Source organism: uncultured Methanobrevibacter sp., assembly GCF_900314615.1.
Classification (GTDB): domain Archaea; phylum Methanobacteriota; class Methanobacteria; order Methanobacteriales; family Methanobacteriaceae; genus Methanocatella.
Window position 1 is genome coordinate 1 of sequence record NZ_OMWA01000008.1, and the last position, 23,006, is coordinate 23,006.

Below are 23,006 nucleotides of genomic sequence, written 5' to 3' on the forward strand. Positions count from 1 at the left end.
AGACCAAAAATGGAATTCTAACATTTTTAGACTTCCAAATGCAAAACTGGACACAAAATCACATAAAAATTAAATAAGCCTATAAAATTTTACAGACTCAATTTTTGCAGAAATTATTAAGTTTGAGCATTGAAAATAAGTCTGACTTATATTGACTGTCATTTTTAGTAATCTTTTTATTAAATATCCAATATATTTAACATTATGATTGGAACAGTTTTTTATTTCCCATGGGAAGTTTCTCTGATATTATTCCTACAAAGTTCGCTTCCGGATTTTGCATTTGGGTTTTTTAAAGTTATTGCAGAGGTCGTTTCTAAAAATGTCCTTGCTTTTTTATTCATTTCAGTCTATTTGGTATACAATAAGGATTGGGGTAAATTCACATTGCTTTCATTGGGTGTGGCCGGTGTGTTCTGTGAATTTATCAAGGTGAGTGTTGCACGTTTAAGGCCATATGCTGTTGTGGATAAAATCAAGTGTCTTTATCCCAATTCGCCTGGTCAGAATCCTATGGACTTTAAAATCCAGGGATATTCCCTTCCAAGCGGACATTCTATGATGGCAACAAACTTGTTTCTGGCCATTCCGATATATCTCAGAAAGATTCCCTATGTAGTTATCGGACTGGTTGGAGTTTTCATTGTTGCACTTTCAAGAGTCGGATTAGGGGTTCACTTTCCGACAGACACTATTGCAGGTTTTATAATTGCTTTGGTGATAATCTTAATATTGTCCCGCATTTATGATAAGCTTGAAAACAGATCATATCTTTATTTGGGTATTGTCGCACTGTCTCTGGTGGGAATTGTATTCTGTCCTGCAATAAGCTATATTAAATATGTAGCATTGGTTTCAGGTATTTCATTAGGTTTTCTTTTTGAGGAAAAATATGTTAACTTTGAAAATCCTAAAAGCAGACGTGATGCAGCAGTCAGATTTGCAGGTGCATTGATATTGTTTGCATTGCTTTTTGGCTTAATCCCGAAACTTGCAGGCGGTGGTGAGTTAATTGATTGTATCAAGTATTCTCTGTTTACATTCATAATACTTGCAGTATATCCTTTAGCCTTTAAAAAGATTGATAGGGATGGATGATTGGTCCATTCTTTAACTTTACTTTTTTTTAAATCTTTTCTTAATATTTATTTCCAGTTTGGACTCAATAATTTTTTTAAGTAGGAAAATTAAATCTATTTTCATGACTAAGCTTTTCAGCAGTACTGATGTCAATAACGTAAGACAGATTGAATGGGATTATGCAAAAGTTTTTGCAATTTTTGCAATGATTTTTGTTCATTTTCTGGCATTCTGCACATTCAGTAAAATAGACTATATTCAGATTCTGCTGATTGCTATTTTGATGTCTTTAATTGTATCTTATCATCCGGACATTACTCTGCAAAATATGTATTTAAATCAGCTTTTGGGCAATTTCATCGAAACTGTCGGGCAGAACATTGTCAGTTGTTTTCCGTTTTTAAACTGGTTTATCATACCTGCTGCGGGAATGCTTTTCGGAAATGATTTGAAAAGGTGCAATGATAAGGATGAATTATATAAACTGATTTTGCGATACACTTCCATAACTGCAGTCATCTTATTGATTTTGGGTTTCATAACAAGGGAAGGGATGTTTGCCATTACAGGAGGAACTGTTCCTGAAAAATTATCCTATTTGCATCTGTCAATGTAGGATATCGTTTTGTTGATTGTAATCATACTTCTGGTGGGATCATTATTTTATTTCATATCTAAAAAAGCATCCCCTAAAATTAACAATTTCATTAAAAGAACAAGTAAAAATGTAACTGCCATTTATATTATTCAATGGGCGTTAATTCTTCTTTTAAATTATGTAAATCAATTCGTTGATGTTGAAAGCAATATGATATTGCGCAACGTAACGTTTTTGGCTGTGATAATTCTTTCACTGCTGATGGCTGAGGGATATGAAAAAATTAAAAGTCATATCTGCAGGAATTGAGTTAATTGGCATGCTTTAACATTTTCTTGTACATACATGTTTTTTTTAATTAAGCAGTACTGAAAATATTTCTTATTGATGAAATTAATAGATTATAGTTGTATTCAGCATATCTAACAAAATTAGTTATGTGCTTAGAATTGTGGAGGATAATAAATGAATGATACTATTAGGCAACACTCTTGGATTCCGCTGATATTGGTGGCATGCGCTTCCTTTATCTAAATGGTGCAAGAATACCTCGACGTCTATAACATCGAGGTAGTTCAAAATGATGAATTTAATCTACATTATCATTTATTATTCATCAAATTAATTTTTAAGAGTTAATATTTCATGAGTAATGCTTCATAATATGTAATATTAATCATTTTTATTCAATATTCTTGTAGCTATTTTCCATTAAAATTATACTTTTAGAACAGTAGAATGTTTCTATAATTTGTAAAATAAATTTTGTAATAAAAAAAGAAATGAATAAGAGGGTATTATCTTATTCTATTGTAAACAAATGCTCCGATTGCAATTGCGACAAATGCGACTACTAAAATTACTGCATTTCCAATGACATTAACCAGGAAACTACCTATTGATTTCAGGAAGTCGATAATTGCCTGTATTAGTGCTGTGAGCTGATTGATTAATTCAGTAAGGAAATCTATTAATGCATACAGCAATCCTATAAGCCACTGTATAAGTCCGATAATGTATGAGATAAGTCCTATAATAGCATTTATTATGGACATGATCAAGTTTATGAGCTGCTGAATTGCATTCAATATAAGATTTAAAAGTCCTGCCAGTTCTTTCCATATCGAATCAAGCATAGCTATAAGCTGGTGAATAGCATCTATCAGAGACTGCAGTTCCGCCATAAAGTTATTATACATATCCATAAGTCCCTGAATAAATGTTGCAATCATTAAAAAGTCATTCATTAATGTGTCGAAAATAGGTTTCCAGCTGTCATAGAGAGCATTCATGAGAGAAGCCAGATAATCATATAAGGCCTGTAGGAATGTGGCATTTGTGTCATTACCTAATGTCTGGTTTAAACCGGTAATGTTGGTTGCATTTGTTGCATTGGTTATATTATTGGTTGTGTTGGTTAAATTTGTCACATTATTGGTTTGATTTTCACCTGCTGCATTATTGATTGATCTGAATGATACTTTATATGCAAAATAATCTGTTTTGTTTTTTGATACGGATTTTAAAACTTCAAAATTAAAAACAGCTTCAGTACTGTTGTCTATTTTAACAACTGCATGGTCGCCTACTTTTTCGTTTGACTTTGCAATGGCATCACCGATTTTGCCGCCTGCAGAACCGGTTTTGACAATGCTGGAAATCACGCTTCCAATCCTGTCGGCTGAATGATGTCTGTAGCATTCAATTACAGCCTGTTTTAAAGTATTTGAATTGTCTGCATGTGATGATGATGCGCGATTGAATTGATCTCCTGATTTTGCAGGGGATTTTGAATAATCAAGAATAAATCCTCTAAATCCGTCGCTGAATATAATGTCGTTTCCGCTTCCTTTAGCAGTAACGTCGCCCTTTTTATCATCCGTTTTATTTTTATTCTTTTTCTTATTTTTGTCTGTGTTCTTTTTTGTATCCTTTTTATCGTCATCCGATGTATCATCATCATCGGAGTCGTCTCCATCGACTGTGCTGTCATCACTTGGTGGTGTGTTATCATCTTGTGTGGCATTGTCCGCTACAACAATACTTAAACAGCAAAAGGATATTAATATAACCAGAATCAATGCAACTATCTTTTTGTCCATATTATTCCTCTATATTAATTATTTTATTATTCATATATATTAAGATTATTGTAATCAGACGATATTCCATATGTTAATTGGTGAGATTTTGTTTAATTGTCAGTTAAATTTTAAATACTATTATCTAAAAATATATATCCATAAAGCAGTTAAGTTATGTGATAAATATGAATTTACGTGAAATTATAATGGATGCTATTAAATATCCTATTAGCGATACTCGAAAATTTTTAATATTCTGTGTTTTAATTATTATAATGAGCTTATCAACAGTTCTTCCGTCTTACGGACTTAAAAATGACACTTTATCTCTTATTTTAAGTCTTGTGACTTTAATTGTTTCATTCATAGTTTTGGGATACTCAGTAGATGTCATTAAAGGCGGAGTTGAACGTGAGGATGTGCTCCCTGATTTTGATTATGTAAAACAGTTTGTCATGGGTATTAAGGCAATGATTTTAGACATTATCTATTTCATCATACCTGCAGTCATTGTCATAATTGTTGCTTCCGCAACAGGACTGTTTACATCATTCACCAAAATAGTTTATGCAAGCATTGACGCTATGGCTAATGGTGCAGAAAATGCTACAATGATAATGTCAGCAATTCCAAAAGCGACAATGAGCTCATTCACTAATGCGTTAACTGTTACTTTAATTGTTGCAATCATATTATTTATCATATTTTCATTGCTATCATTTGCAGCATTAATCAGATTTGCAAAAACCGGAAGTGGAACTGAAGGTCTTAGATTCAGGAAAATAATCGGGGACATGTCTAATGTCGGCTTTTTAAAAATTATTGTTACACTGGTTGTAATTTATATAATTGCGTTTGCAATGGCATTTGTCATTGGACTCATAGGTCTGATTCCGTATATTGGTGTTTTCATAGGTATGTTTGTTGGAATACCATTTATGATGCTGTTTTCATACAGAGCTATCGGTTTATTATTTGCTGATGCATAATATTAAACCATTTTCTTCTTTTTTATATTTTTTTAGACTTGTTGCAGGTAAACTATCCGGATGATGGTGGCTGTAAATTTTTATATGTTAAGTGTGTTCAATCTCTTTCTACCATATATTTGACTATTAAAAATCCACCTAATACGGCACTGAATACGAATCCTGCCAGTCCCAATATGGAAATATCAAATAATTTAGGTCCTACATTGCTTACTAATGTCAGTGATGAACCTAAAATTAATGCAGACAATATCAATGATACTGACAGTTGATTTGCAAGTTCGCTGATTTCAAGGTGTTTCAGGTTTACTTCAAGCTGTCCTTCTTCCAGTTTGGAAATTGTGTTGTTTATTGTATCAGGCAAGTCTTTTGCGAGATGTTCCAATTGCATGATGTAGTTTACACTTACTCTTCCCAATCTTCCGGGACTGTATTTGTTAATCACTATTTTTCTGGATAATTTCTTTAATTCGGTTGCGGCGTTGAAATCGGGATCTAACTTTTTACCGGTATCTTCAATTAAAGCAATTCCCCGGCCGATCATTACGAATTCTCTTGGCAGGCTGACCTCATGTTTAAGCATTACATTAAGCAAATCTTCAATTGCACCGTCCATGTTTTTCAGCTCGGCACCGTAATAACGATTTAACAAATCATCAATGTCTGCCCTTAGGTCCTCTGTATTTTGTGAAGGTGTAATGATGTCCATGTAGATTAACTGCTTGATGATGTTATTGGAATTTCTACTAATTAAAAGAAGAATCAGTTCCGCAAGGGTTTCTTTAAAATCCTCATTTAATATTCCCATCATCCCCATGTCAATATAGCATAGTTTATTGTCTTCAGTGACAATCAGGTTTCCAGGATGGGGGTCTGCATGGAAAAATCCGTCTGTCATAATTTGTTTAAAATAAGATTTAACACCATATTTTGCTATTTTTTTCTTATTGATTTCCGGATATTCGCCTTTAATCAAATCTGTAACTGTAATTCCTTTTATTAGTTCCATCACGATTACTTTTGAAGTGCAGTAGTCTGTATATGCTTTGGGAATTTTGACATAGTGAATTCCTCTGAAGTTTTTTGAAAGATTTTGCATATTCATTACTTCATCCAAATAGTTAAGTTCTTTAAATATTGACCTTTCAAACTCCTTAACAACTGCAGGCAAATTGTATGTTTGAGTTTGGTGAATGTATTTGTCAATCCTTGTTGCCAAAAATTTCATTATTTCTACATCAGATTTTACAATTTCATATGAATTAGGCTTTTGAACTTTAACTGCAACATATTCTCCATTTTCTTTTAATTTTGCAGTATATACCTGTCCAATTGAAGCTGAACCGATAGGAGTTTCGTCAATTTCTGAAAAAATTTCATCAATTGGCTGTTCAAGTTCACTTTCAATAACTTCCTTTATTTCATTAAACGGTGTGATTGGAGTGTTGTCTCTTAAGGATTCGAGCTCTTCAGCGGTTTCGACTCCAATAAGATCAGGTCTTGTACTTAACATCTGACCTAATTTGATGTAAGCAGGACCTAATTCTTCAAATACTTTTCGGATTCTCACTGGAATAGATTCTTCTGCAGTTTCTTCTTCTTTTTTAATTATACGATTTCTTACGCCTGGAAATTTTTGAAAAAAATTATTTTCCTCAATTAGATATCCGAAATAGTTCTTTTTAAGAACATGATATATTTCATTAACTCTTTTTATATTTTCGTTTTGAGGATGAGCAATTACTTTCATTACATAAAAATAGTAAAAAGTAGTATATGTTTTTTTAGAATTTTTCTAAAATTCTAGCATATACGGCTTTTAATTCATCATCTGATTTTTCATATATTCTTTTCAGAATTAATTCGGGTGTACTTTTTGCAAGGAAATTCATTTTAGGTGTTCTATCAACAATTAAATTATAGTTTTCATCTAATCCTTTAGCTTCAATACCGTCCACTCTGATGTCTGTGTAATTCATTAATTCACGGGCCATGTGAGTGACGATAACTCCATAAGAATTGGATTCCTTAATCATATCAATGAATGTGGATATGATTTTAACTGCTGCATCAAGTTCTGTAATTCCCTCAAGTTCATCAAGTAATACTAACTTTTCACTATTGGTGGTGACGATTGGTATGAACACATTTAAGAATGATTCGAATGCACCTGCATCTAAAGATCGTTTTTTAGAAAAGTGATAAATTTCATCACATAATTTAATCTCAGCTTTATCTGCACTTACCGGAAGTCCCATCTGGGCCATAATCTGAATTTGTGTTAATGTTTCAAGAAGTGTGGTTTTACCACCGCTGTTTGCTCCAGTTAAAAGGGCGATATTTTCATCTTTTGTCAGCTGATAATCGACAGTCTGAACATAATCTTCGTCTTTTTTAAGTGCAAGTTCCAAGTGCAGCGCTCCGTTTAATTTAATTTCATCTCCAAATTCCGGTTTGCACAGCCCATATTCATATGCAAAACTGCCTAAACTGAATTCATAATCAAATCTTATGGCATCTTCAACTTCTTCAATTGCTCTTTTCTTGATTGAGTTCAATTCGATTGCTGCACTTTTTTTAATGTCAAATATGTCGTTTTCCTTTTTGGATGACTGTTCCAGGGTCACTCGTTGAATTTCATTTTCATCAATTTGGATAGGATATGTTCTTAAGAATGGATCAAAACTTAGTCCAGTTTTCTCACGAATAATTTCTTTGCGTTTATTGATAATTTCGTCAAATATTTTACTTATTTTTGGTGGGAAGTTATTGTTTAATAAGTTGAGTATTTCATCTCCTTCAAGGTCAACCTGTTTTATTGATTTTTCCAGCTCGTCATCCATCTCATCTTTCAGTGAATTAACAAGTTCTTCAATATTCACTTCCCTTTTGTCAATGATATTGAGTTCATCAAGTATTGGAATGATGTCTCCCAAAACACTTTCCTTATTTCTGATTTTTTGAATTTCATGAACTCTGTTGAAAAGGTCCTTATTCTGCATAAAAAAGTTAATTATCTTTTCGGGAACAATTTCATAATCATTGTCTTCAATGTTGATCATTACAAGGTTTGGCATTCCTTCAAAATCAAGAATGCCTTCTGAATATACATAAAACACCAAATCATAATTCATCATTTCTTCCTGGAGCAATGGTGAATCGCTTGCTGTAAGAATTGGGTAATACTGGTTTAGGCCTAAATCGCAAAGATATGAATTGTCTTCTTCACGTTCTACAAGGATAACTTTACTTGGATCATATTCCGCTTTAGCTTCTTCAACTTCTTTCAGATTCTTCATTAATCCTCTTAGTTTGATAATTGGAAGCTGTGAAACATGTTCCTTTGCATTCATTACAAAATCGAGCTGTGAATTGATTTTGTCAATATCTTTTGAAGGGGAAAGCAGCAATATTCTGTTTTTGGAATATGCTGTGTTTGAATATGATAATATCTTGTTTATAATGTCTTCATAGAGCTCCATTGCTCTGTCACTTTTGATGAATTCATATTCAGGATTGTTTAATAGTTGATTCATTATTTCGATAGCTTTTCTTTGGCTTATCCCTTCTATATTTGATATTTTTTCAACATCAACATTCTCAACTATTTTCTGGAGTTCTTCTTCTCCGCCAACGCTGTTTATTATTTTTTCGGATATTTTATCGCCTATCCCTTTTATATCTTGCAATGTAATTCTTTCTCCTTGCATTTTTACCAAACCCTTTTGTAGTTAAAATATAAGTTTTAATATATATTCAATCTTGCCGAGAGCATTTGAGAAGTAATATCAGTAGTTACCTAATGTATTTTTAGGACTGTATTTAAGCAGTTCTTTTTCATTGATATTTCCTTTGATTGCCTGTTTATAGATATCAATCATTTTATAGTATTCATCATCTCTCCATCGGCCGTCTATTGAGAAATTGCAAAAACCAATCTTTTTTAGATGATTGATTTCATTTATTAATGAAAGGTCGCTGTCATCAAATATTTCCAGTTCTTCCTGTGAAATGCTTTTATGAATCGGATATCGGTTATTCTTTCTATCAGTTAAATAAAACTTGTTCCTGTTTTTAATTTGTTTAAATTCCTTTTTGGACAAAATTGAGTATCTGCTTTTCATCAGTTCAACAGATCCCTGAACAAGCATTTCAATTTTTTGAGGATTTCCGGCATTATTCATAATGTTTTCATAGTCTTTTTTAGTTAATTCCGGAGATAACGTAATTATTCTGTAGTTTTCTAAACTTTCCAAAGATCGTGTATTTGTAATGTTCATTGAATAAGGTCCATATTCTCCGTTAAAGTTACCTGTCATAATTGGCAGTGAATAATGCATCTTGTTAAGTATTCCTCTTACTTTGTTCAATGTTTTAATTAATTTGTCATGTGTAATGTCCGGCCATTTCCAGATTATCTCGTAGTCTTTACCGTAGGAAATCTCCAAGGCCTCTTTTATGAAATTCACCATGTAATTGATATTTGGTGTATTTGGACCTGTTATGTCCACGTCATCGTGTTCGGGAGGAATTTCAAGATAAATCCGTCTGACATTATCAATCTTTTTTAAGTGATTCAGGTTGTTTGTGTAAAATGAAAAGATAATCGGATTTTCATCATGATCTATTTTTTCATTTGTCAATGTAATTTTTTTGTATTCATGTTTGTAGGAATTTTCAGCTTCTCTTTTTAACTCTTCAAAGAGATTTCTTCTAAGTTCATTTAGTTTGCTGATTGGAATGAATAACGTTCCGTCATAGTTGATGTTGATTTGTGTTATATCATATGGGTAGCTGTCAGTTTTAGCAAGCTGTTTTTTAACGGTTTGTGATGTAACGCTCTTTTTTATAGGTTTTTCAAAAGGAGTATCTCCTCTTATCTCACATTCAATCTGTCTGCGGTTTGCAAGTGTCAGCTTTCCTTTTAAATGCGGAAACTTATTTTTCAGTGAAAATGTTAATGTAAGCTTTGATTTGATAAAGCTTTTTCCTTTAGTTTCAATTTCCTTGACTTTCTTGCTTAAATTGTTTCTTTTGGTGAGATACACATTGGAATCAGTCAAATCAAAAGTGCTTTTCTTGTTCTGCCAAACTTTTTTAACAATCATCACTTTGTCCTTGCGGGCAAAATCTTTAATCTGTTTATTTTTACCTTTTTTATAATGATTTGATGTTGTAATGATTGGATTTTGAGATATTTCCAGTCCGTAATCATTATTTTTCTTAACAATAAGCAATCCGTCACCTTTTTCAGGCATGGTTTTGATAGCATCATCAATTCTCACCGCAATCTGATTTTTGCTTGAGTCTATGACTTTACCTATCTTCAAACCGATATGTCCTGCTCTGATGCTTCTTTTGGATTTGTGGCTGAACTGTCCTTCAACAAATCCTCTGTTGAATACCAGGCTCAGCTCTTCGTCATTGCTGTTTTTCATACTTTTTAGCTTGTTCAATGCTTTTCTGTAATTGCTTACTGCAATTGCCAGGTATTCCTTGCTGCGCATTCTGCCCTCAATCTTTATGCAGGATATGTTCAAATCAGCAATTTCCTTTAGCTGATTGAACAGGCTTAAATCACAGGGTGAGAGATAATAATCATCTCTTTTAATTCCGCTTATTTTATATTTCTGGCGACATGGCTGGGCACAGGTTCCTCTGTTTCCGCTGCGTCCGCCTTTAAAACTGCTCATGAGACATTGTCCTGAATATGAATAGCAAAGCGCACCATGCGCAAATATTTCAAGTTCCATATTTGTTTTAAGTTGTGAAATCTCTTCTTTTCTCATTTCACGTGGAAGAACAACTCTTCTAATTCCTTTACTTTCAAGATAATCCAGTTTCAGCTGATTTTCACAGGTCATCTGGGTTGATGCATGAATTTTCAGATTTGGAAGATGCTTGTTTATCAGTTCGATTAGTCCCAAATCCTGAACCAAAACGGCATCGACTCCGATTGCATATAGCTTTGAGAGATAGTTTATAACCTCTTCCAGTTCATCTTCTTTAATTAGTGTGTTGACGGTAACGTAAACCTTAACATTGTGCAGATGTGCTATGTTTACTGCATCGTTAATTTCATCTAATGTAAAGTTCTTGGCAAACTTGCGGGCTCCGTAATCCTTTCCGGATAAATATATGGAACTGGCCCCTGCATTTATTGCCACTTTCAAATGTTCCATTGAACCGACCGGCGATAGCAATTCAGGAATTCTCATTATTTGTCCTCGTGTAATCTGCCTTCAATGTAATTTCCCTTGTTGATGTAAGACTGTGAGAAATCCATTATCTGATATTTGTATTTTGTAAGTTCCTCTTGGTCTTTATTTTTAAGGCTTTCATTATAAATTGATAAAATCTGGGAAGTGTATTTTTCATTGGAGTATCTGCAATCCACAATCAGTGAGTCAAGACCCATCTTCTTGATTTCATTCATTTCTTCAATCAGGCACAGGCAGTCTTTGTTGATGATGTGGCTCTGTCTGTTATAGTCAAAGAATACTTTATATTTGAATTTCTTTCTTTTTTTATCTTCCAGGGTTGCATAATCTGCATCATTTGATATGATGAAGTCTTTACCGTCATTTAAATTGGTAAAGTCGTCTTTGCTTACAATAACTTCAAGGTTACCGTTGACAATCATCTCAAGGTCTATGTTTCTGTCATGATTTCTAAGGGATAATTCCCTGATTTCTTCTCCTGAAAGTTCAGATGATAAAATCAGTGATTTGAATCCTGAAGCATTTAAATTATGAACGCAAAAGCTGTTCCAGACATTCAGATTGTGATTTCCGTAGATGTTGCAGTCAAATATCTTGTTCATTCCAGGGAAATCTCCCATAACTGAAATGATTATTCCTTCATCTTCAAGCTCCTTGACGATTTGGTTGCATCTGACTGCATCCTCTTCGCTTATAAATGATGATAAAACCCAAACAAATTCTGTTGGAGCAGCCATTAAGCTTCCCTGCTTTAATGTTTCTTTAATGTTGTCAAAGTAATCTTTCGGATTGTTGTAATGGCAGTTCCCGTCAAAATATATTCGTTTTAAATCGAAACCTGAAGCCGCTTTAATCTGTGAGATATCATCGATAAATATTGACAGTTTCGGAGTCTTGTTTTTGAGTTTGCCTTTGTTTGCATCATAGTCTTCAAAGAATTTTGTTAAGTCCTTACGCACGGCTTTAACGGATTTCTTTGTAGGGGTGTAATGTTTCATCAGTAAATCTGTTGCTGTGTCTAGAATTTCACGCCTGATCTGGTTGATTTCACTGATTGGTATGAAAATATCTTTCGGCATATTGTTGAATCTGATTTTATTGATGTAGAACGGTGTTCCTCCTGTCTTTTTAAGCTGTTTTTCAATGGTTTCTTCACTGACAGGCTTATTTTTAGCCTTTTCAAATTTATCCAATGTTTTATGTCTGAAATTAATAAGTTCATCGTCCAGGTAATATTCAACTTTGGTAAATAAATTTAAATTTTCATCCCAAGTCAATGATAAATTGATTCCAACATTGTTTTTTATGGTCTCTTTTTCGAACTGCTTTAAATATTCGTGTGTTGATTTGGAATAGCTGATGAATACTTCAGTTCCGACCTTGACAAGTCTTGTTGTGTCTATAATAATCTCGTTTTCATCCTGCTTTATGATGTTTTCAAGATATATTCCCTTAATCTTGCCGTTGTATTTGAATGCAATTCCGTCTCCCGGTTCCAAAATGACTGGAATTTCATGGTTTTTAACTTCAATTGTAATTTTTGTACCGTCAATATCAGTTATATCTCCAATGTATAGTCCTTCATGGCCTGAATGGCCCCTTCCCATTACTTCTCCAGGAGTATCTCCCATCATATATCCGTTTGTAAACTGTCTGTTGAACACAAGGTGCAGGTCTTTTTTGTAATCTCCTTCATTTCCATCGATAAGGTTTCTGTAGCTGTTTACGATTGTTCCGATATAATCTCCGGATTTCATTCTTCCTTCAAGTTTCAGGGATTTGACTCCTGCATCAGATATGGCTTTGAGATTATTGTAGGTTGCAAGGTCGTGTGTTGAGAGAAGATATCCGTTTCCTATGTTGTATCCTCTGTATTTCAAGCGGTATTCCCTTCTGCATGGCTGAGCACATGCTCCCCTGTTTCCGCTTCTCCCGCTGTTGTATGAAGACATGTAACATTTTCCGCTGACACAATAGCACAGTGCTCCATGGCCGAATGTTTCAATGTCCATGTTGATACCATCTTTTTCAAGCTGTTCTGTTGTCTGTTGGATCTCTTCAATTGTGACTTCTCTTGGCAGTACAACCCTTTTTATGTTATTTTCAGCAGCCCATTTTATTGATGAATAATTATTCAGGCCCATCTGTGTTGATGCATGAACTTCCAAATCCGGAATGAATGTTTTTAAAAGCCATATCAGTCCGAAATCTTGGACAATAACTGCATCCACTCCAATCTGGTATAATTTGAACAAGTATTTTAAAACATCAACAATCTCAAAATTGTTAATCAGTGTATTGACGGTAACATGAACTTTAACGCCATTTAAATGGGCATAATTAACTGCTTTTTCTATTTCTTCCATTGTAAAATTCTTGGCATATGCTCTGGCACCATAATTTTGCCCGGCGATATAAACTGCATCTGCACCTGCATTGACTGCGATAACTAACACTTCATAAGAACCTGCCGGAGCCAATAATTCCTCTAAAACCATTTTATTTAAACACCTTTTCGATTATTCATTTATATTTTTGTAATTAATTATATATTAAATTAAAACATAATCTATTTTATGTACATAGTATTTGAAGGAATAGACGGCGTCGGCAAATCAACCCAAATCCAGATGCTGGCCGAATGGCTTGAATCTAACGGTTTTAGAGTCGAGACATTGGTGGAACCTACTGATTCAGAAGTTGGAAAACTTATTAGAAATCTTCTTCAGCATCCTGATGCTCAAAGCGATAAGTTTCAAAAAATTTTGGCTCTGCTTTTTGCAGCTGACAGGATGATGATAATGGATAAGCTAGAAGATGAGTCTAAAATAATTATTTCAGACAGGTCATTTATTTCATCACTGGCTTATCAGGAACCTGCTGAATGGGTTGAAACCTTAAACAGGTATGCGAAAAAGCCTGATTTGCTGATTTTATTGGATTTGGATGCTAAAAAGTCTGTTGCAAGAACATCTGGTGAAGATACATTTGAAAATGTGAATTATTTGACTGATGTTAGGCAAAATTATCTCAAACTGGCTGAAAATTACACTCATGAAATAATAGATGCTGATAAGGGAATAAATAAGGTATCTTCGGATATCAAAAAGGCAGTAGCGCCGTATCTGGGAATTTGTCCGGATTGCATTAGGTGATATTTATGAAAACTTTAGTTGCGTATTATTCAAGAACAAACATTACAAAAAAACTTGCATTGGAGATTGCAGAAGCGGTCAATGCAGATACAGAAGAAATCATTTCAAAGGTAAATTATGATGGAAAATTAGGTTATGTCCGTGCAGGCAAAGACGGCATGTCTGCAAAAATAATTGATTTAGAGACATTAAAGTATGATCCTGCCGATTATGATTTGATATATCTTGGAGTTCCTGTTTGGGCAGGCAAAGCTGCAAATCCGCTTATTTCTTATATCAAACAGAACGAAGGTAAATTTAGTAATGTCAAATTCTTTGCAACTGCGGGTAAAAGCGGTTTTGAAGGAGCATTTAAACAAATGGAGGAGTTTGTCGGAAGATCTCCATTGAAAACACTGGCTTTAACTACAAAAGAAGTAAAATCCGGTGAGTATAAAAATAAGTTAAATTCCTTTTTGGAATAGTTTTCTCTTTTTTAATTTCTATTTTTTTTTTATTTGCACCGGATGTGCTTGATCCGGTGCAATTTCGGTATTTTGGATTAATGTTTAGATTTGTTTATATCATTAAAGAATTAATGATATCAGAACAAATTGATGTTGAGGTTTGAAAATGTCTAACAAATCGATATTATAATAACTTGTTCATTGGGTGGTAATCTACAGGTTCAGTTCCTAAAGGTTTAGCAGCTTCAGAGATGAACATATCAGTTTGAGCTACTGCAGGAAATGCGATGTCTGCATTTTCTATAGGTCCAAATAAAACAAAGTCTCCTGCACACATTACCTGTACAATGTTCGCACCAATGTCACAAACGGTAAATGCAGTTTTATTACCTGCTTTTTTATATTCTCTTAACCAGTCCCATGCGGATTTAATTATTAAAATAACTATTTTAAATTATACTGAGCTGATTTTACTTATTTTTATTTGTATTTTTTTGTAATATGTTGTAAAAATTAGTTTACATAAAAATTAATTGATTTATTTTAATTTAAATTTTTCAAATTTTTTTTATTAAAAATAGGAATGTAGTAATTTTAAAAAATGTTCAAAAATAAATGTTTTTTAAAGAAAATTATGGTGATTTTTCTATGGTGTGGTGTTAATTAAAAAAGTAGAAAAGGAAACTTGAAATTATTCATTTCCTTCTAATTCTTCTAATCTTTCACGAATAGCATTTTCCAAGAATTCTCTTACTTTTACAAGCTCATCGTATTCTCCGATTAATTTAGGTCCAAATTCAGTTTGTTCTAATTTAATGTCGAATTTTTCATAAGCATGAGCAAGCATCTGTTCGCCGACACCGTTAGGTATGCCCATTTCGAATTCTTCTTTTTCTTCTACAGCCATTTAATTTTCCTCCATGTATTCTCTTACAGGTGCAAAGAATTCAATTAAGAAATCTTTGATTCCGTTTTTCAAATCCATTGGATGTAAGTTACCTTCACTGAAGTCTTTAATTAACTCATCGTGTGTCAATTCGATGTCTCCACCGAATTTTTCAGGTCTTTTAATAAGTAATGTGTCTTGATTAGGGAATACGAAAGTTTCAGCTATTTCAATCATAGGGTTTCCTTCAACTTCTCCCTGAGGGCAGAAACTTTTCTTGATCTTTTTAGTAATTTCTTCAACGCTGTCGTCTACTGCAATGTAGTTTCCTTTACTGGATGACATTTTAGCATCACCGTCAAGACCGTGTAATAATGGGGTATGAATACAGACAGGTACATTTTCACCGATTTTTTCCAGGTTTTCACGAGCCAGCATTTGGATTTTTCTCTGTTCCATTCCTCCAAGAGCAACGTCAACTTCTAATGCAGCCATATCTACAGTTTGCATAATCGGATAAATTACGCTTGCTACTTTAGGATTGTCGTCTGCACGGCTTACCTGATCCATACTTCTTCTTGCTCTTTTTAAAGTAGTCATTGTAGCTAATTGATAAACTTTATCAGTATAATCTCCTTCAAGTTGGAATGATGAACCTAAAACATATTCTGTTGTTTCATCAAGACCTAAAGCCTGGAAACATTTCTTGTTGTATTCTGCGGTTTCAGCTATTTCTTCAACGGTTCCTTTTCCATTTAAAAATGCATGATAATCTGCTAAAAGGATTTTGATTTTAAAACCTAACTTTTGTAATTGCTTTAATTTCTGTACAGTTACTGCATGTCCCAAATGGATTTTTCCAGAAGGTTCATAACCTGTATAAGCTATAGGCTGGTCTTTTTTAAGAACTTCTTTTAATTCTTCTGTGTCTATAACTTCAAGGGTTCCTTTCTCGATTAACTGAATTTTTTCTTCAATATTCATTTTATCACTTTAACTATAATAAATAAACGTAATTGTCAATTCTGATGAGTTTAACTTCTTCTCCAACGTTATACTTTTCGTATTCATCTTTCATATCCAAATCAACTGCGGAATAGTCGATTGGATCTAATACTTGTATGAATTGTGGAGATTTTGAGATAACGGTTGTAGTTTCAACTTCATCCGCTTTTTTTACAAGTTCAATATCTTCCATATTTTTCATTGGAATATTCTGTTTTTTGCCTGTGGAAATTTCGCATCCGACGAAACTGTTTTTGCTGATGTTTGTAAGGTGGATGATTTTATCTTCATATCTTATGAAATCATTAATTTCAGCTTCAGGAATTCTGACTGAAATCCAAACTCTGTAAAGTCCTTTTCCGGTTGATTTGTCTTCACTTATCAGTCTTGGAGATTCTTTTATTATGCCTCCAAATTCCTCTTTCAGTGCTTCGGCTACTTTTTTACCGGATTTGAAAGAACCTATGTAATAATCATAACCTTCTTTCAGTTTTGCAATCTGAGGACAATATGCCAATTTATCTGATGATGCCTGTTTGTTTAGAGTTCTTTCAACTATTTCATCAGCTTTTGCATATTCTTCACTTTTGATTTCTCTTTTATCTGCTCTAAACTGAACCACAGTTTCATAATATCCTGATTGGATTTTACTGCATGTCGGACAAACTGTTTTTTGAATTTTTACTTCAGTGTCATGTGTTTCTTCAATCTGAACTCCATGAACTTCTCCAACAACTTCAACATAACAGCTGGCAATTGTGCCTTTGATATTGTCAATTTCAAGATTGATTATTTCGTTAGAAACTTCATCTGCAATTTTAATGTTTCTTTCAAGTGCTCTGTAGATAATTTCTTCTTCTGGAATGAATTCTTCGCTCCATTTGCCTTCTTCAAGTTTGCTGTTGCAGTGGCTGCATATCTGTACTTCAATACGTTTTGGAAGTTCAATCATTTGAAATTCCTTTAAAAAACAGTCTATGCAGATGTCGCCAACCATCTCTTTATCTGTACTTCCGCACTCTGGGCAAAACATAATATCAATAAAAATAAATAAAAAAAGTAGAATTATAATGATTTTAAAGGTGCTGTAGCACCGCAAGCAGCACATTTAAGCAAGAATATTCTACCTTCTCTTATAATTCTAGTATCCGGTCTGTTACATTCGTGGCAAATTACATATTTGTCTACATAATCTTCAATTCTTTCGTTGATTAAGTAATGGGTAAATTTACCCTGTAATATTGCTCTTTGACCTTCAATATTTCCTGCTGTACCTAATTCTCTCATTAAGAATTTTAATAAATGCTGTGGGTCTCTATTTAAACCTTCTGCAACATCTTTAAAGTTTTTAATAAAGGTTCTATTACCTTGGATATCTGAATAAGCTTTAGGAATTTTGAATCTTTTGTGTTCAAATACTTCAGGAGGTAATTGGTCAATTGCTCTTTCTAATAAATCTTCGTATTTATCCATGTTATCTCTCCTATAAAAATTAGTATAAGTATAATATATTAAATTTTAATTTAATCCTTTATTAATGTATTGTTAATTTAAGGTGATTGGAAAAAATTTTCTAAAACGGTTATAAAAAATAAAAAATGTGGAAATATTAAACACGTTTAATATATCCTGTATTGGGATGGTAGATTAATCCTTTTTGGTTTAGGTTTCTAACAATTGATTCGACTTTTTCCTCACTCATGTCATATTTGTCTGCCATGTTTGAGATTAAAACATTGACTGGTGCTTGATTGCCGAATTCCTCTTCAAGAAGACCTATTTCTTCCATTACTCTCTGCATTTTTTCTCTCTCGGAAGTAGGTGTTCTTCCTTCCATAACTTCGATATCAATTTCACCGGTTTCAGGATCAACTCCCACTTCTTTAAGACATGCCATTTGGAGTCTGACAGCTTTTTCAGCATCTTCCTTATCGACTGTGTCTTTAAGTTTGATTTTAGCACTGGCTTCTGATAAACGGATAATAGCTTCTAGCTGTCTTGCAGTAATTGGAACTGGGGCTTGTTCTTCAGAATTGCTGTTCCTTGTGCTGACATAGAATTCCCTTAGAATTTCGTTAGCTTCATCTGTTAAAACAGGATGGACATTTTTACGTGCATATGCAATATATTTCCTAAGCAGTTCCGGTTCAATTTCATAATCAACTGTGTTTTCCTGGTGTATTTTCAGAATATGCTCTGCTAATTTTGAGTCTCCTTCTACACTAGGTTTATCTTCAATTACGAAAATCAAATCAAAACGGGAAATAATCGGTGCAGGCAAATCGATTTGTTCTGCAAGTACTTTGAATCTGTCGAATCTTCCGAATTTAGGGTTTGCCGCAGCAAGAACTGAACACCTTGAGTTCAAAGTAGCCATAATCCCTGCTTTTGCAATACTTACTGTCTGCTGTTCCAATGCTTCGTGAAGTGCAGATCTGTCTTCGGATCTCATTTTATCGAGCTCGTCAACACATACGTTACCCTGATCCCCGAGAACTAATGCACCTGCTTCTAAGGACCATCCTCCAAGTTCGTCTCTTACTGCTGCTGCAGTCAGTCCTGCACCTGTTGTACCTTTACCACTTGTGTAAATACTTCTTGGTGCAAGTCTTGAAACGTATTTCAGTATCTGGGATTTACCGATACCAGGATCCCCTACAATAAGGATGTGTATGTCTCCTCTTAATTTGGTTTCATCCTCTAGCTGTTTTGCAGCTCCTCCAAATAATTGCAGTGCAATAGCTTCTTTAACTTCTCTGTATCCTCTGATTGAAGGTGCAGTTGATTTAATAATTTTATCATAAATATTAGGGTCTTTTGACAGTTCTATAATTTTTTCTTCGTCTTCTTCAGAAAGCTGGAGTTCCTCAAACTCCTGTTCCAGCGGTTCGATATGATTGACATAAATATAATTTTTAAATTTTCCGCTTCTCTCTTCCCTGAATGTTCTTAAAGTTCCGGTGATTCTCACCTTGTCTCCAGGGTTTAGCTGGTCTACCAAATCGTCTTCCAGAACCATCAGCATCTGTTTAGGTTCTGTTCCTCCGGATAAATTCTCTAAAGGTTCCTGCATTCTTGCAGTTTGAGTATCGATATATTTTGATTCTTCCTGAAGTAATCTGAATGATCTTCCACCACATTCACTGCACAATGACGGTTCAATAATTCTGTTTCCGGAACTCTGCTCGACCTCATGCAATCTCATACATCCTCTACATTCGAAAACACCAGTTTCAATACGTGGTCTTATTTCATCTGTTTTTCTCACAATTCCGTCTGCTGCAACAAAGGTTCCGATATACTTACTTAACAACGTTTTCAATGGAATTATGTTGGACATATTCTCAAAACGAATGTTTATATCAGCATCCTTAACGAGAGGATCAATATTTTTAATAGCCATCTGTGCAGCTTCGATAACCTCTTCAGGTTTATCTATTAACAAATCCGCAAGGTCAGGATCAAATATTTCGAGCTGGTTATAGTCTACGGTAAGTGATCGCTCATCCGGATATGTTTCAAGTATTTCAAATACGTCATCTTTATATGATGTCGCAAAAAATTCTTCGAATTTTATAATTGATGTTTGAGATTTAGTAGTAGAATTCATTATCTAATACTTATTATTTCATTACTTAAAAAAATATTGCAAGAGAGCATTTGATAAGTAAAAGATATATATTAAAATTTATATATCTAATAGTTAATTAGAAAATTAATTTTTTAAATGAGGTTATTATGAGGAAATCTAGATTAAGCTTATTCAAATCTACTTCTATGTTAATTTCCGTTGTTGGAATTATAATGGTGATTGCCACAATCATAGTTGTAGCTTATGTGGGTTATAGTATGGTTTCATCAGGTATTACTAATGAAATATCATCCGGTACTCAATATGATGAGCTCGCTGAGCTAAAAGCATCATACAGTAACCTGTCAGTCAAGTTTGACAGTATCAAATCTACATATTATGCTGGAAGTGCAGATGATATTAAAGTATATAATGAGGCGAAAATAGAGCTGTCACGGGCAAGTGCTGCTATTGAAAACGTTCAAAGTGCTTTGGATGCAGATAAACCTTCCAATGAAGTTGACAGCAGAATCGAATTTGCCAAACAAAAACTTGATGCTGCTAATAAGGCATACAATACTCTTTAAATTATTTTTTCTTTCTATTTTTTTTAGCTTTATATTCCAGACCCACTACATACATTTCAGAACTTTTTTTACGTGAAGATGGTGGTTTTGTTGTTTTCACTTTTCTGAATTTGCCTTTAAGTGAATCGAGCATTGCCTTATAGTCGGGGCCCTGAAATACTTTAATTACTAAATTTCCTTTATTCTCAAGGATATTTTCAGCTATTTCTATAACTGAATTTGTCAGGTCTATTGACCTTAACTGGTCGATATTTTTTATTCCGCTTAATGATGGTGATGCATCAGACATTACAACATTCGCCTTTCCTCCAATGATGTTCATAATCTTTTCCTGAACTTCAGGTGTTGTAAAGTCACCTCTCATTCCGTAATAATTTTCTTCATGGAATTTTTTAAATCTGTTCAAATCCACTCCTACGACAATACCTTCTTCGCCAACTTTTTCCAGTGCGACCTGAGACCATCCGCCGGGAGCGGCTCCCAAATCAACAACAGTATTTCCTTCTTTCAGTATTTTGAATTTTTTATCAAGCTGTTTGAGTTTATAAGATGCACGTGAACGGTATTCTTCCTTTTTCGCTTTTTTATAATATGGATCATGATGTTTTTCCACTTGCCATCTGCTTCCCATTTCAATCCCTCTTAAATTTATCAAAATCTAAAGCATTGCAGACCGGAGCTCCAATTTTAACTATTTCAACATCTACTTCTTTATTATTGATTTCAAGAAGCATTACTGTTCTGTCTGCAAGTCTTGGTACAATCGGACTTCCAGGATTAATCAACAACACTCCGTCAGTCTGTTCAATTTTTGGCTGATGGGAATGTCCTGAAACCAGTATGTCTGCCCCAAGTTCTTTTGCCAGGTAAACTAACTGCTGTGTGTCTGCTCTGGGATACACTTCTCCGTGAACCACTCCAATTTTTAATCCTTCCGCTTCGATTGTTTTTGCTTTAGGCAGGTTAATTCCATTAGCTCTATCCATATTTCCCTGTACTGCCATTACTGGTGCAATTTTTTCTAATTCTTCAACAACCTCAAGTGAAGTCAAATCTCCCGCATGGATTATTAAATCAACATCCTGAAATGCATCGAGCACATTTTGAGGTATAACTCTTGCTCTGTCTGGAATATGTGTGTCTGAAATTAAACCGATTAACATTTTATCGTTTCCTAAATAATTCAATTAATTATTTGTTTTTCATTATTTTTAATATTAATTAAAATAAAAAATATTATAAATTCTAAAAATATATATAATATTATCATTCTTTTAGGAGAAGATATAATGGGAGAAGTTAAAAAAGAAGATATTTTGGATATTTTGGCTGGTTATGACAAGGAAAACATAACAATAGCCACCCTTGGAAGTCACACTTCTTTGCATATCTTGCAAGGTGCTAAAGAAGAAGGATTTAGAACAGCTATTGTTTGTCAAAAAGGCAGAGAAGTTCCATATCAAAGATTTGGCGTTGCAGATGAATACATTATAGTTGACGAATTCAAAGACATTGTCAATGAAGATGTTCAACAAAAGCTTAGAGATATGAATGCAATTGTTATCCCTCATGGTTCTTTTGTAGCATATGCAGGTTTGGACAATGTTGAAGACAAATTCAATGTTCCAATGTTTGGAAACAGGGATGTTTTAAGATGGGAAGCTGAAAGGGACAAAGAAAGAGCTTTACTTGTTGAAGGCGGAGTTAGAATTCCATTCAAATACAACGATCCGTCCGAAATCGACAGACCGGTAATGGTTAAATTCCCTGGTGCAAGAGGTGGAAGAGGTTACTTTGTCGCATCATCCACTGAAGAATTCGATGCAAAAATCGAAGCTATGAAAGCACGTGGATGGTTAGAAGACAGTGATGTGGAAGCAGCACACATAGAAGAATATGTTTCCGGCTGTAATTATTGTATACACTATTTCTACTCAGCACTTGACGACACTGTTGAATTAATGGGTATGGATACAAGATATGAATCTAGTATTGATGGTTTTGTAAGAATGCCTGCAAAAGATCAATTGGATATTGATTTAAGTCCGTCTTATGTTGTAACCGGTAACCACCCTGCTGTAATTCGTGAATCATTACTTCCTCAAGTATTTGACATTGCAGACAAATTAACTGAAAGTGCTAAAAAATTAGTTGCTCCTGGTTTAAACGGTCCTTTCTGTATGCAAACATTAGTAAATGATAATTTAGAAGTAATTTGTTTTGAAATCAGTGCAAGAACTGATGGTGGAACAAATACATTTATGGATGGTTCTCCTTACTCCTACTTGACCTATGGTAAACCAATGAGTATGGGTAGAAGAGTGGCTGTTGAAATTAAAAGAGGAATAGAAAGAGATGAATTAGAAAAAATAATAACATAAATT

At 33.8% G+C, this 23,006-nt stretch carries 20 protein-coding genes and 1 pseudogene; 8 read left to right on the forward strand and 13 right to left on the reverse strand.

Annotated elements, in window-relative coordinates; all coding sequences use genetic code 11:
* Positions 1–204 precede the first annotated feature (204 nt).
* From QZN33_RS03585 to QZN33_RS03595, 3 genes are all read left to right on the forward strand, one after another.
* Positions 205–1,098, forward strand: coding sequence for a phosphatase PAP2 family protein (locus QZN33_RS03585; protein WP_296789581.1), 894 nt, complete (start codon positions 205–207; stop codon positions 1,096–1,098).
* Positions 1,099–1,201: 103 nt separating this feature from the next.
* Positions 1,202–1,696 (forward strand): hypothetical protein, encoded by a 495-nt coding sequence (locus tag QZN33_RS03590; protein WP_296789582.1) that lies wholly within the window; start codon positions 1,202–1,204, stop codon positions 1,694–1,696.
* Positions 1,697–1,705: 9 nt separating this feature from the next.
* On the forward strand, positions 1,706–1,987 hold the full coding sequence (locus QZN33_RS03595; protein WP_296789583.1) for a hypothetical protein: 282 nt from the start codon (positions 1,706–1,708) through the stop codon (positions 1,985–1,987).
* 488 nt (positions 1,988–2,475) lie between these two features.
* Here the strand turns inward: QZN33_RS03595 and QZN33_RS03600 are convergent, their stop codons facing one another.
* Positions 2,476–3,780, reverse strand: coding sequence for a hypothetical protein (locus QZN33_RS03600; RefSeq protein WP_296789584.1), 1,305 nt, complete (start codon positions 3,778–3,780; stop codon positions 2,476–2,478).
* Between the two features lie 167 nt (positions 3,781–3,947).
* Here QZN33_RS03600 and QZN33_RS03605 point away from each other — a divergent pair, with 167 nt between their 5' ends.
* Entirely contained in the window at positions 3,948–4,751 is an 804-nt protein-coding gene (locus QZN33_RS03605) for a DUF4013 domain-containing protein (protein ID WP_296789585.1), read from the forward strand.
* Positions 4,752–4,848: 97 nt separating this feature from the next.
* Here QZN33_RS03605 and QZN33_RS03610 read toward each other — a convergent pair whose 3' ends face one another.
* The 4 genes from QZN33_RS03610 to QZN33_RS03625 all read right to left on the reverse strand — a co-directional run bounded on the left by QZN33_RS03610 (position 4,849) and on the right by QZN33_RS03625 (position 13,470).
* Positions 4,849–6,501 (reverse strand): AarF/ABC1/UbiB kinase family protein, encoded by a 1,653-nt coding sequence (locus QZN33_RS03610; protein WP_296789586.1) that lies wholly within the window; start codon positions 6,499–6,501, stop codon positions 4,849–4,851.
* Between the two features lie 34 nt (positions 6,502–6,535).
* A complete protein-coding gene (locus QZN33_RS03615; protein ID WP_296789587.1) occupies positions 6,536–8,461 on the reverse strand; it encodes an endonuclease MutS2 in 1,926 nt (641 codons plus the stop codon).
* Positions 8,462–8,539: 78 nt separating this feature from the next.
* Positions 8,540–10,969 carry a U32 family peptidase gene (locus QZN33_RS03620; RefSeq protein WP_296789588.1) on the reverse strand — a complete coding sequence of 810 codons (2,430 nt, stop codon included), beginning with the start codon at positions 10,967–10,969 and terminating at the stop codon, positions 8,540–8,542.
* Entirely contained in the window at positions 10,969–13,470 is a 2,502-nt protein-coding gene (locus tag QZN33_RS03625) for a U32 family peptidase (RefSeq protein WP_296789589.1), read from the reverse strand. The genes QZN33_RS03620 and QZN33_RS03625 overlap by 1 nt, the downstream gene beginning before the upstream one ends.
* Before the next feature lie 78 nt (positions 13,471–13,548).
* On the opposite strand from QZN33_RS03625, the gene tmk reads away from it, so the two are divergent.
* Both tmk and QZN33_RS03635 read left to right on the forward strand, forming a co-directional pair.
* A complete protein-coding gene (gene tmk / locus QZN33_RS03630) occupies positions 13,549–14,127 on the forward strand; it encodes a dTMP kinase (RefSeq protein ID WP_296789590.1) in 579 nt (192 codons plus the stop codon).
* A 5-nt stretch (positions 14,128–14,132) separates the two neighbouring features.
* Positions 14,133–14,591: a flavodoxin gene (locus tag QZN33_RS03635; protein ID WP_296789591.1), complete on the forward strand. Its 459-nt coding sequence runs from the start codon at positions 14,133–14,135 to the stop codon at positions 14,589–14,591.
* Positions 14,592–14,757: 166 nt separating this feature from the next.
* On the opposite strand, the pseudogene QZN33_RS03640 reads toward QZN33_RS03635, so the two are convergent.
* The 6 genes and pseudogenes from QZN33_RS03640 to mcm form a co-directional block, all read right to left on the reverse strand.
* A pseudogene (locus tag QZN33_RS03640) lies at positions 14,758–15,006 on the reverse strand (tetrahydromethanopterin S-methyltransferase subunit H); the annotation flags it as partial.
* Between the two features lie 258 nt (positions 15,007–15,264).
* Positions 15,265–15,480 (reverse strand): hypothetical protein, encoded by a 216-nt coding sequence (locus QZN33_RS03645; RefSeq protein ID WP_296789592.1) that lies wholly within the window; start codon positions 15,478–15,480, stop codon positions 15,265–15,267.
* Entirely contained in the window at positions 15,481–16,443 is a 963-nt protein-coding gene (locus tag QZN33_RS03650; protein ID WP_296789593.1) for a tyrosine--tRNA ligase, read from the reverse strand. It abuts the gene before it with no gap.
* Positions 16,444–16,456: 13 nt separating this feature from the next.
* Complete coding sequence (locus QZN33_RS03655; RefSeq protein ID WP_342764137.1) at positions 16,457–17,506, reverse strand: NMD3-related protein; 1,050 nt, start codon at positions 17,504–17,506, stop codon at positions 16,457–16,459.
* A 23-nt stretch (positions 17,507–17,529) separates the two neighbouring features.
* Positions 17,530–17,937, reverse strand: coding sequence for a translation initiation factor IF-2 subunit beta (locus tag QZN33_RS03660; RefSeq protein WP_067040760.1), 408 nt, complete (start codon positions 17,935–17,937; stop codon positions 17,530–17,532).
* Positions 17,938–18,073: 136 nt separating this feature from the next.
* Complete coding sequence (gene mcm, locus QZN33_RS03665) at positions 18,074–20,074, reverse strand: minichromosome maintenance protein MCM (protein WP_296789595.1); 2,001 nt, start codon at positions 20,072–20,074, stop codon at positions 18,074–18,076.
* Positions 20,075–20,202: 128 nt separating this feature from the next.
* Between mcm and QZN33_RS03670 the strand changes: the two genes are divergently transcribed.
* Entirely contained in the window at positions 20,203–20,622 is a 420-nt protein-coding gene (locus tag QZN33_RS03670) for a hypothetical protein (protein ID WP_296789596.1), read from the forward strand.
* Between the two features lies 1 nt (position 20,623).
* On the opposite strand, the gene QZN33_RS03675 is transcribed toward QZN33_RS03670, so the two are convergent.
* Positions 20,624–21,253: an RlmE family RNA methyltransferase gene (locus QZN33_RS03675; RefSeq protein ID WP_296789597.1), complete on the reverse strand. Its 630-nt coding sequence runs from the start codon at positions 21,251–21,253 to the stop codon at positions 20,624–20,626.
* A gap of 1 nt (position 21,254) precedes the next feature.
* On the reverse strand, positions 21,255–21,785 hold the full coding sequence (locus tag QZN33_RS03680; protein WP_296789634.1) for a metallophosphoesterase: 531 nt from the start codon (positions 21,783–21,785) through the stop codon (positions 21,255–21,257).
* 126 nt (positions 21,786–21,911) lie between these two features.
* Between QZN33_RS03680 and QZN33_RS03685 the strand changes: the two genes are divergently transcribed.
* On the forward strand, positions 21,912–23,003 hold the full coding sequence (locus tag QZN33_RS03685; protein ID WP_296789598.1) for a formate--phosphoribosylaminoimidazolecarboxamide ligase: 1,092 nt from the start codon (positions 21,912–21,914) through the stop codon (positions 23,001–23,003).
* Positions 23,004–23,006 lie beyond the last annotated feature (3 nt).